Annotated in this window: 11 protein-coding genes; 8 read left to right on the top strand and 3 right to left on the bottom strand. The window is 72.6% G+C overall.

Features of this window, described 5'->3' with window-relative positions:
• The first annotated feature begins 200 nt into the window (after positions 1-200).
• A complete protein-coding gene (uppS, locus tag IE312_RS06500) occupies positions 201-953 on the top strand; it encodes a polyprenyl diphosphate synthase (RefSeq protein WP_189979188.1) in 753 nt (250 codons plus the stop codon).
• Positions 950-2,362, top strand: a complete 1,413-nt coding sequence (locus IE312_RS06495; protein WP_189979185.1) for an oxygenase MpaB family protein — start codon at positions 950-952, stop codon at positions 2,360-2,362. The genes uppS and IE312_RS06495 overlap by 4 nt, the downstream gene beginning before the upstream one ends.
• A gap of 40 nt (positions 2,363-2,402) precedes the next feature.
• Here the strand turns inward: IE312_RS06495 and IE312_RS06490 are convergent, their stop codons facing one another.
• Positions 2,403-3,275 (bottom strand): SGNH/GDSL hydrolase family protein, encoded by an 873-nt coding sequence (locus IE312_RS06490; protein ID WP_189979183.1) that lies wholly within the window; start codon positions 3,273-3,275, stop codon positions 2,403-2,405.
• Between the two features lie 365 nt (positions 3,276-3,640).
• Here IE312_RS06490 and IE312_RS06485 point away from each other — a divergent pair, with 365 nt between their 5' ends.
• From IE312_RS06485 to IE312_RS06465, 5 genes are all read left to right on the top strand, one after another.
• The gene (locus IE312_RS06485; RefSeq protein WP_189979180.1) at positions 3,641-3,796 is read left to right on the top strand and encodes a DUF6131 family protein; all 156 of its coding nucleotides are present in this window, start codon (positions 3,641-3,643) and stop codon (positions 3,794-3,796) included.
• Between the two features lie 431 nt (positions 3,797-4,227).
• Positions 4,228-4,992 carry a polysaccharide deacetylase family protein gene (locus IE312_RS06480; protein WP_189979179.1) on the top strand — a complete coding sequence of 255 codons (765 nt, stop codon included), beginning with the start codon at positions 4,228-4,230 and terminating at the stop codon, positions 4,990-4,992.
• Between the two features lie 55 nt (positions 4,993-5,047).
• The gene (locus tag IE312_RS06475; RefSeq protein ID WP_189979176.1) at positions 5,048-5,191 is read left to right on the top strand and encodes a hypothetical protein; all 144 of its coding nucleotides are present in this window, start codon (positions 5,048-5,050) and stop codon (positions 5,189-5,191) included.
• On the top strand, positions 5,191-6,450 hold the full coding sequence (locus tag IE312_RS06470; protein ID WP_189979174.1) for a PP2C family protein-serine/threonine phosphatase: 1,260 nt from the start codon (positions 5,191-5,193) through the stop codon (positions 6,448-6,450). Before IE312_RS06475 ends, IE312_RS06470 begins: the two co-directional genes overlap by 1 nt.
• 19 nt (positions 6,451-6,469) lie before the next feature.
• The gene (locus IE312_RS06465) at positions 6,470-7,069 is read left to right on the top strand and encodes a 2'-5' RNA ligase family protein (protein WP_229899191.1); all 600 of its coding nucleotides are present in this window, start codon (positions 6,470-6,472) and stop codon (positions 7,067-7,069) included.
• A 132-nt stretch (positions 7,070-7,201) separates the two neighbouring features.
• Here the strand turns inward: IE312_RS06465 and IE312_RS06460 are convergent, their stop codons facing one another.
• Both IE312_RS06460 and IE312_RS06455 read right to left on the bottom strand, forming a co-directional pair.
• Positions 7,202-8,092 (bottom strand): SDR family oxidoreductase, encoded by an 891-nt coding sequence (locus tag IE312_RS06460; protein WP_189979172.1) that lies wholly within the window; start codon positions 8,090-8,092, stop codon positions 7,202-7,204.
• Between the two features lie 79 nt (positions 8,093-8,171).
• Positions 8,172-8,354: a hypothetical protein gene (locus IE312_RS06455; RefSeq protein WP_189979170.1), complete on the bottom strand. Its 183-nt coding sequence runs from the start codon at positions 8,352-8,354 to the stop codon at positions 8,172-8,174.
• A 229-nt stretch (positions 8,355-8,583) separates the two neighbouring features.
• On the opposite strand from IE312_RS06455, the gene IE312_RS39090 reads away from it, so the two are divergent.
• Positions 8,584-8,895, top strand: a 312-nt coding sequence (locus IE312_RS39090) for a GNAT family N-acetyltransferase (protein WP_229899189.1), incomplete at its 3' end; no start/stop codon positions are given.

The raw sequence follows: 8,895 nt of genomic DNA, 5'->3' as shown, positions 1-8,895 counted from the left end.
TTCACTCCGGCAGGCAGGCGATCGGGGGCGGGGGGCAGCCCCAGCGAGTACCGGAGGGCAACCCCCGGGCCCGGCGGGCGAGGGCGCGCCCGGACAGGCGTACCAAGGGTGAAGCAGGGCCGAACGCGCCGTCTCGCGGAGCCGGGGGCTGACACCCTGGGCGGGACGAAGGGGTCCGCTCGTTGCCGCTGGGGGCAGGCATGACGGTTGGGGAGGCCGCCGGCGGTGCCGTCGGCAGGGTGCCGCGGCACGTGGCCTGCGTGATGGACGGCAACGGCCGCTGGGCGGCGCGGCGTTCGCTGCCGCGCACGTCGGGCCACCGTGCGGCCGAGACGACGGTGATCGACGTCATCGAGGCGGCACGGACGGCCGGCGTGGAATGGCTGAGCCTGTACGCGTTCTCCACCGAGAACTGGCGGCGGCCGAGCACCGAGGTCGACTTCCTGATGCGGCTGGTGCGCCGCGTGGTGCGCAAACACGCCCCGCTGCTGCACGCGCGCGGCATCCGCTGCCGGTTCCTCGGCGTGGCGGATCCGCGCATCCCGCCCGCGCTGGCCCGGGACTTCACCGACCTGATGACGCTGACCGGGGAGAACCGGGGCATGACGCTGACCGTCGCCTTCGATCACGGCGGGCGCAGCGACATCGTCGCGGCGGCGCGGTCCCTGATCCGCAGCGGGGTGCCGGCCGACGCCGTGGACGAGCGGAGCTTCGCCGCACACCTGCCCTTCCCCGACACACCCGATGTGGACCTCGTCATCCGCACCTCCGGGGAGCAGCGCATCTCCAACTTCATGCTCTGGCAGGTCGCCTACGCGGAATGGATGTTCCCGCCGGTCCTGTGGCCCGACTTCCGCGCTCCCCACTTCCTGCAGTGCCTGCACACCTATCAGCAGCGCGACCGCCGCTTCGGCGGCGTGCCGACGGACGCGAACGGAGAACGACCAGCGTGACCGAGACGGGCAGCCAGTTCGAGGAGTTCTTCAACGATCCGCGCTGGGCGCCGGCCATCATCCGGGCGACCGTCCTGGAAGCCGCGCACCCCCAGGTGGGCGCGGCCCTGCTCGACAGCTCGACGTTCGTGACCCACCCGTGGCGCCGGCTGCGCAACACGGTCGTGAGCCTGCAGCGCATGTTCGGGCCCGACGAGGAGGTACGACGCAGGGAGGCGGCGCGGCTCAACCGGCTGCACGCCCGGCTGAAGGGCACCGACGCGCAGCACCGGCCCTACGACGCACTGGATCCCGCGGTGCGCGCCTGGGTCGTGGCGACGCTCTTCGAGAGCAGCGTCACGATGTGCCGGCTGAGCGGGCAGCCGCTGGAGCAGGCGGTCATGGAACGGCTGTACGCCGAGTTCCGTGCCTATCTCGCCGCCCTCGACGGCGACGCGGACCAACTGCCGCCGACGGTGCACGCGTTCTGGCCGTACTACGACCGGGTGGTGGAGGAGCAGCTGGAGAACACGGAGGCGATGCGGATCATCCTCTACCGGCTCTTCGACCACCTGCCGGCTCCGCCGCTGCTGCACGGTCTGCCCACCCTGTGGGCGGCCGGCCGCGCGGTCGCCGGACCGCTGCTCGGTGCGATCACCGTGGCGTCCCTCCCCGAGCCGTTCCGCCGACGGGCGGGACTGCCCGAACTCCCCGGCACACAGACCCTGATGCAGGGCGTCTACCTGGGCGCGGGCCTCGCCCGGTTCCTGCCGGAGGGCTGGGTGCGGCCCGAGGCCGTCATCGACCTGCTCTCCCTCTCCCCCGACAGCGACGACCCGCGGGCCCGGACGATCGGCGCGCTGCGGGACCGGATGAAGCGGGCCGGGGCGCTGGTCCGGCTGCTCGCCCCGCTGCCGCCGGAGCCGGATCCCGGTGCCGCCGCGACCGTGGCGCGGCGCAGCGCGGAGGAGTTCTTCGCCCAGGTGCTGGACCAGACCGGGAACGGCTACCTGGACTGGCCCGACCTCGCCGCCATGGCCCGGGAGATCGCCGGCCGCCTCGACCTGGACGAGCCGGCGGAGACCCGGCTCTACGACGCCTTCGCCGCCTGGTGGCGGGAGCTGCAGGCGGCTCTCGACACCGACGGCGACGGCCGGGTCAGCGCCGCGGAGTACGCGGCGGCCGTGCCGTCCCTCGCCGGCCCCGCGCTGATCCGGGTGGCCGAGGTGCTCTTCGACGTCACCGACGCCAACGGCGACCAGCGGGTCGACGCGGACGAGTACCGGGCGCTGTTCCGCACGGGGTTCCGCCGGGACGTGCCGGGGGCGGACGGCCCGTACACGCGCGGGGCGTTCGTGCGGGACTTCCTGGCCTTCATGTCGGGCCGGGAGCGCTCGACGCCCTACGACCCGCTGCTCGCCGAGGCCTGAGGCGGCGGCTCCTGAGCGGCCCGGCGCCCTCGGCCAGCGGTCAGCCCAGGCCGAGGACGCTCAGGGTGTGCTCGGCCATGCGCAGCTCACCCAGGGCGTTGGGGTGGACCGGGACCACGTTCTGCCCGAAGAGCAGCGGCTCGATCCACCGTGTCCCGGCGGGCCGGCAGGCGTCGTGCCCGGCGGACACCTCGGCGAAGTCGACGTACGCGGCTCCCGTCTCCTCGGCGGCGCGCCGGACCACGGCGTTGAGGTGTGCCTGGAGGGCGTGCAGGTAGGGCACGTCACCTGCGGCGACCGGCAGTCTGACGAAGCAGGAGGGGTCGGCCGTGGGCGGTGTGATCCACGGGTAGCCGAGGACCGCGACCCGGGCCCGGGGCGCCTTGGCGCGCACGCTGCGCAGGGCGGACTTCAGCGCGGGATACGTCGTGGCGTCGATCCGGTCGTCGAAGGACGTCCCGTACCGGTCCTTGCACGGACTGCCCTTGCCGCCGCTGAGGATGCCCGCGGTGCCGCACGCGGTGATCGCGTTGATGAAGGTGCCGTTGTCGTTGCCGCCGATCGTCAGGGTGACCAGGTCGGTGTCCGCGGTGACCGCGTCCGCCTGGGGGGCGACGCCGGGGTACTGAGCCTCGGTGAAGTCCTTGGTCTGGGCGGCACCGCAGGTCACGTCGGTCAGGTGTGCTGCCGTACGGGCGGCGACGACGTGAGGGTAGTTCGCGGTGGAGCGCAGGCAGAGCGGGCTGGTGAGGTCGACGGGGAGGACTCCGGAGGCGGCGCTGTAACTGTCCCCGAGGGCGGCGTAGTTCAGGGGTGTCACGGCCTGGGCGGGGGCCGTGGTGAGGCCGAGGGCCAGCGCGCCGACGGCGGCGGAGACCGTGGTGAGGAGACGGCGCAGGGCATGCAGGGGCATGGGGTGCTCTCCCTTCTCGGGACGGGAACACGGGACAGCCGGGCATGGCGGTGCGTGCCGTGGGCGTGGTGGTGCCGTGGGCACGGTGGTGCTGGGCACGGTGGTGCCGTGGGCGTAGTGGATCGCGGGAACGGGGCGGCTCGGTCGAGCGGACCTCGGCGAGGAGGGGTGTGCGGGGCGGCCGTGGGGTGCCGGCGTGGTACGGCGCATTACCGCCGGGTGCTACCGCTAGGTAATGTGAGGCCGCCGCATCGACGCGTCAACATTGCGCACAGAACTTTTGAAAATCAGACTGCCTGATAATCCGTCCGGATCCGGGGCACACGTACGGCAGGAGCACCACCTTCACCGGCTGGAGGCACGACATGATCGCCCTCGGCATCATCCTGCTCATCATCGGCTTCCTCACAGGCATATCGATCCTGTGGACCATCGGCGTGATCCTGCTGGTGGTAGGAGCCATCCTGTGGATCATGGGAGCCATGGGCCACGCGGTCGCCGGACGGCGCCACTATTGGTGAGCGGCGACATGTGATCCCTCCCGGCGGGCGCTTCCAGTGCCCGCCGTGACGGAGAACCAGCCGCGGCCCACCGGAGAGGATTCCGGCGGGCCGCGAGCCGTACGCGCGGTTCCCCCGCCCACCTCCGGGGCGCCCCCAGTGGTGGCCGCGGGCGGTGCGTTCCGCGGCCTGCCCCCCTCGCCCCCGGACCGACGCGCGCCGCCTGGTCAACTCCCCCCGGCGCGCGGCCGATGCCTGCCGTCCACGGCCCCTCCGCGCGGCGGCCCGATGCCTCCCGTCCCAGGCCCTCCGCGCGGCGACTGTCGCGGAAGTGCCGCGGAATTGTCCGTGATCCGTAACAGCGGGATCCCCTGCCCGTTCCCCGCCGTCCTGCCAGGTGCCGAGCACATCGGCACGGCACGACGCGGACACGGCAGGGGGCGGGGACGGACATGGCGCGGCATGGCGGGCGGGGATGGTACGGCAGGGTGGTCGCGGCGGCGGTAGGGGTCACGGCGGTCGCCGCGGCCGCCTCGGTGTGGACCGCGCAGGCCGGCCAGAGCGGCGGATCCGCGGCGCCTGAGGCCGCCCGCCCCGCACCGAAGGCGGCGCCCGTGTCGGCGGCCATCGCCCACGCCTCCGACCGGGGCGAGCACGCGGTCAACATCACCATCGACGACGGCCCGGACCCGGTGTGGACCCCGCAGGTGCTCAAGCTCCTGAAGGACAACGGCGTCAAGGCGACGTTCTGCATGGTCGGCACCCAGGCCCAGGCGCACCCGGACCTGGTCCGGCAGGTGGTGGCCGCCGGGCACCGGCTGTGCGACCACACCGTGTCCCACGACACCGCCATGGACACCAAGCCGGAGTCCTACCAGGCGCGGCAGATCGTCGACGCGGAACGGCAGATCACCAAGGCGTCGGGGGGTGTGCGTCCGATGTACTACCGCGCCCCGGGCGGCGCCTTCACCCCGTACAGCCGGAAGCTGGCGGCCTCCCACGGGATGCGGCCCCTGGGCTGGAACGTCGACTCGAAGGACTTCGAGCGGCCGGGCAGCGACGCGATCATCGCGACCGTCAAGGGCGAGCTGACCAACGGGCCCACGATCCTCTTCCACGACGCGGGCGGCGACCGCTCCCAGACGGTGGTGGCGCTGCGCACCCTGCTGCCCTGGCTGAAGCAGCAGGGGTACGCGTTCGGCTTCCCCGTGCGCTGACCGCGCACGCCGTGCGGGCAGGCAGGCATGGGCGCTGAGGTGCGAGGATGAGGGGATGGACATCCTCCGCGAGAACAGTGTCCGGGTCCTCGGTCCGGCATCGGGCCGGGCGCCGGTCCTCGCACCCGGCCCCGGCTGCGACCAGAACGCGACGGCCGGCGCCGGAGCGCTCACCACGGTCCTGGGAGACCTGGTCTGATGTCCCCCTCCGGCCCGGCTCCTCGACCTGCCGGGCAGGCCCGGCCGCACACGGGCACGGATATCACCGCCCTGCCGGAGGACAGCACGGAGGAACTGTACGAGTCCGCCCCGTGCGGTCACCTGTCCACGTCGATGGACGGCACCATCGTCAAGGTCAACGAGACACTGCTGGAGTGGCTCGGCTTGTCCCGGGACGAGGTCGTGCAGCGCATGCGGTTCTCCGACCTGCTGACGGTGGGCGGCAGGCTCTACCACGAGACCCACTACGCACCGCTGCTGCGCATGCAGGGACGGATCGGCGGCATAGCGCTGGAGATGAGGACGGCGGACGGGTCCCGGCTTCCCGTACTGATCACCTCGATCGTGAAGCACGACGCCGACGGCAGTCCCCTGCTGATCCGCACGACCGTCTTCGACGCCACCGACCGGCGTGCCTACGAGGCCGAGCTGCTGCGCGCCCGCCGTACGGCCGAGGAAGCCCTGCGCCAGGCGGAGGCCGACCGCGAGCAGCTGCGCGAGGCGCTGGCGGTACTGCAGCAGAGCCTGCTGCCGGCCGGTCTGCCGGACGTGCCCGGTGTGGAGACCGCCGCGTACTACCACACGGCCTCCTCGATACAGCTGGGCGGCGACTTCTACGACCTGTTCCCCCTCGGCGACGAGCGCTTCGCCTTCTTCCTCGGCGACGTCTGCGGGAAGGGTCCGCAGGCCGCGGCCGTGACCTCCCTCGTGCGCTACACCCTGCGCACGGCGGCCCTCCACGGTCTCCACCCCGAAGCGGTGCTGTCCGCCCTCAACGCCGCGCTGCTGGAGCGCTACCCCAGCGGGGACCCGCGGTACTGCACCGCCGTCTTCGGCGTCCTGGAACCCCAGGGGCGAAGCGTCGGCGTCGTCCTGGCCTCCGGCGGACACCCGCCGGCGCTGATGCTCCGGGCGGACGGCCGGGCCGAGTACCTGCAGACCCCCGGCGGACTGCTGATCGGGGCCCTCTGCGACGCCACCTTCACGACCGTCCGCGCCGCTCTCCAGCCGGGCGACACCCTGTTGCTCTACACCGACGGTCTCACCGAGGCGCGCACCGGGGCGGGGGACGACCTGTACGGCGACGACGCGCTGCACACGTTCGTCACCGAGCTGGCCCCCGCGCGCCCCCGCACCGTGGTCGACGCCCTCATCCGTCTCCTCATGCGCTTCGGCGACGGACTCGACGACGACACGGCTCTCCTCGCCCTGGGGCGTCCGCACCCCGCCGGCCGCTGACCCCTGGGACCATGGGCGTGTGAACGGGTGTCCGATGCGCGGCGGGGCCGCCCCGGCGGACGTGCTCGAGGTGGCGCCGACGGCCCGGACCGCGGTGGCCTGGCTGCCGCCGCCGGAGCTGTGGCCGGCCGTCCAGGAGATCCGCTGGGAGCACGATCCCCAGGTACGGCGGTGGCCGCCGCACGTGAACCTGCTGTTCGGATTCGTACCGGAGGAGGAGTTCGAACGGGCCGTGCCGCTGCTTTCCGCGGGGGCGGCGGGGAGTACGGCGTTCCCGGTGCGCCTGGCCGGTGTGCGCTGGTTCCGGCACCGGAACTACGCGACGGTGTGGCTGGACCCGGCAGCGGCGGGCCCGGCGCCCTGGCTGCGGCTCCACCGGGAGCTGGAGCTGCGCTTCCCGCTCTGCCGGGGGCGCGGAGGGTGTTTCACCCCGCACCTGTCCCTCGGCCGCTCCCGGCATCCGAAACTCCTCGCCGCCGAGTGCGCCGTCCGGCTGGGCACGCTCTCGGCGGTGGTCGAGGAGGTGGTGCTGCTGTCCCGGCGCGGCGGGGAACCGATGCGGCCCCGGGCCACGATCAGCCTGGGCACGGGCGAAGTCCACCGGGTGCGGGAACCCTGACGGTCCGGCCCCGGCACGGCGAGGCGCCCCCCGTCAGGGAGGCGCCTCGCATCGGCCTCGCCGGAACCTCGGCCGGAACTCGTCGGCGAGCGACCGCTCCGGGCCGGGGACCGCTTCCGGCGGCCCCGGTCGTCAGGGCAGCGGGGTGCCGCCGGTCGCGTTGAGGATCTCCCCGGTGATGAAGCTCGCCTGCGGGGAGGCGAGGTAGACGTAGGCGGGGGCCAGCTCGGCGGGCTGGGCCGGGCGGCCGAGCGGGCTCTGCTTGCCGAACTCCGTCGTGTCCGGCATGGTCGCCGGGATGAGCGGGGTCCACACCGGGCCCGGTGCGACCGCGTTGACCCGGATGCCGCGCTCGGCGAGCATCTGGGCCAGCCCGTGCGTGAAGGTGACGATCGCGCCCTTGGTCATCGCGTAGTCCAGCAGGTGCGGACTGGGCTGGTAGGCCTGTACGGACGTGGAGTTGACGACACAGCCCCCGGACGGGATGTGCGGCACGGCGAACTTCGTCAGCCAGAACATCCCGTACAGGTTCGTCCGCATCACCCGGTCGAACTGCTCGGTGCTGATCGCCTCGATGCCGTCCGGCTGGGACATCTGGTAGGCGGCGTTGTTGACGAGGACGTCGATGTGGCCGAACTCGGCGACCGCGCGCTCGATCAGGGACCGGCAGTTGTCCTCGTCGCGGATGTCGCAGGACACCGGGACGGCCTTGCGTCCCGCCTCCTCCACCAGCCGGGCCGTCTCGCGGGCGTCTTCCTCCTCCTCGTCGAGATGGGTGAAGAGAACGTCCGCGCCTTCGCGGGCGAACGCGATCGCCACCGCTCGTCCGATGCCGGAGTCCCCTCCCGTGATCACGGCCTTGCGGCCGTCGAGCCGGCCGGAGCCGCGGTAGGACTCCTCGCCGTGGTCGGGCGGCGGGTCCATCGGGCCGGTCCAGCCCGGATGCGGCTGGTCCTGGGAGGGGAAGTCGGGGCGGGCGTGCTGTGTGACCGGGTTCGGCCGGTCACCCTGCTGGTCCGACACGGGGGCCTCCTGCGTCTCGGGGGGAAGGGACGGGAGAGCGGGTTCCCTTCTCACGCGGAGCGAAAAGCGTCTGTGCCGGTCAGGCCCCGGACGCGTGGCCGCCGGCGGTGCGCAGGTGGTCCCTGCGGGCGAGGTTGTAGATCCGCAGGAGGTGCTTGGCCACGGCACAGGGCGCGGCGTCGGCATGGCACTGGCGGCATGTCCGCATGTGCTGCTCGTAGGTGAAGCGCGCGTTGTCCAACGCGTCGTTGACAGAAGACATCGACTTCTCCGGGCAGGGCGGCGTCGGGGGGAACGGCGCCGAGTTGACTGACTGGTACACCCGGAACAAGGTGATCATGTTACTGGCGGTACTGGGAAACCCGTGATCGCGGGCGCGGAGGATTCAGGACAGTTACCGTCCGTCACCCGCATCGGCACGGCCCCCGGTCGCCGGCCCCGGTCCCAAAAACCGTGTGCGAGCCGACCTGAGGGGCCTTTACCGTCCGGGCATGAATCTTCGCGAAGAACTTCCGGGCGACAGGCAGGCCGTGCGGGATGTCCACCTGCAGGCGTTCGGTGACCATGGCCTTGTCGTGGCCGACCTGGTCGACACCCTGCGGGACACCATCACGCCCGAGGACGGTCTCTCGCTGGTCGCCGAGCACGACAGGCAGGTCGTCGGGCACGTCATGTTCACCCGCAGTCTTCTCGATGCGCCTCGCCGGCTTGTCGACGTGCAAGTCCTCAGTCCTCTGGCCGTGCTGCCTCAGCTTCACAAGCGAGGCATCGGCTCGGCCCTGGTGCGACACGGACTGGAGGTC

Source organism: Streptomyces capoamus, assembly GCF_014654935.1.
Classification (GTDB): domain Bacteria; phylum Actinomycetota; class Actinomycetes; order Streptomycetales; family Streptomycetaceae; genus Streptomyces; species Streptomyces capoamus.
This window is presented reverse-complemented; position numbering and strand designations above follow the sequence as displayed.

What these genes read in the sequence shown, in the direction of transcription:
- IE312_RS06455 (WP_189979170.1), bottom strand. Translation starts at nt 8,354, where the DNA reads ATGTCTTCTGTCAACGACGCGTTGGACAACGCGCGCTTCACCTACGAG.
- IE312_RS06480 (WP_189979179.1), top strand. Translation starts at nt 4,228, where the DNA reads ATGGCGCGGCATGGCGGGCGGGGATGGTACGGCAGGGTGGTCGCGGCG.
- IE312_RS06475 (WP_189979176.1), top strand. Translation starts at nt 5,048, where the DNA reads ATGGACATCCTCCGCGAGAACAGTGTCCGGGTCCTCGGTCCGGCATCG.
- IE312_RS06470 (WP_189979174.1), top strand. Translation starts at nt 5,191, where the DNA reads ATGTCCCCCTCCGGCCCGGCTCCTCGACCTGCCGGGCAGGCCCGGCCG.
- IE312_RS06485 (WP_189979180.1), top strand. Translation starts at nt 3,641, where the DNA reads ATGATCGCCCTCGGCATCATCCTGCTCATCATCGGCTTCCTCACAGGC.
- uppS (WP_189979188.1), top strand. Translation starts at nt 201, where the DNA reads ATGACGGTTGGGGAGGCCGCCGGCGGTGCCGTCGGCAGGGTGCCGCGG.
- IE312_RS06490 (WP_189979183.1), bottom strand. Translation starts at nt 3,275, where the DNA reads ATGCCCCTGCATGCCCTGCGCCGTCTCCTCACCACGGTCTCCGCCGCC.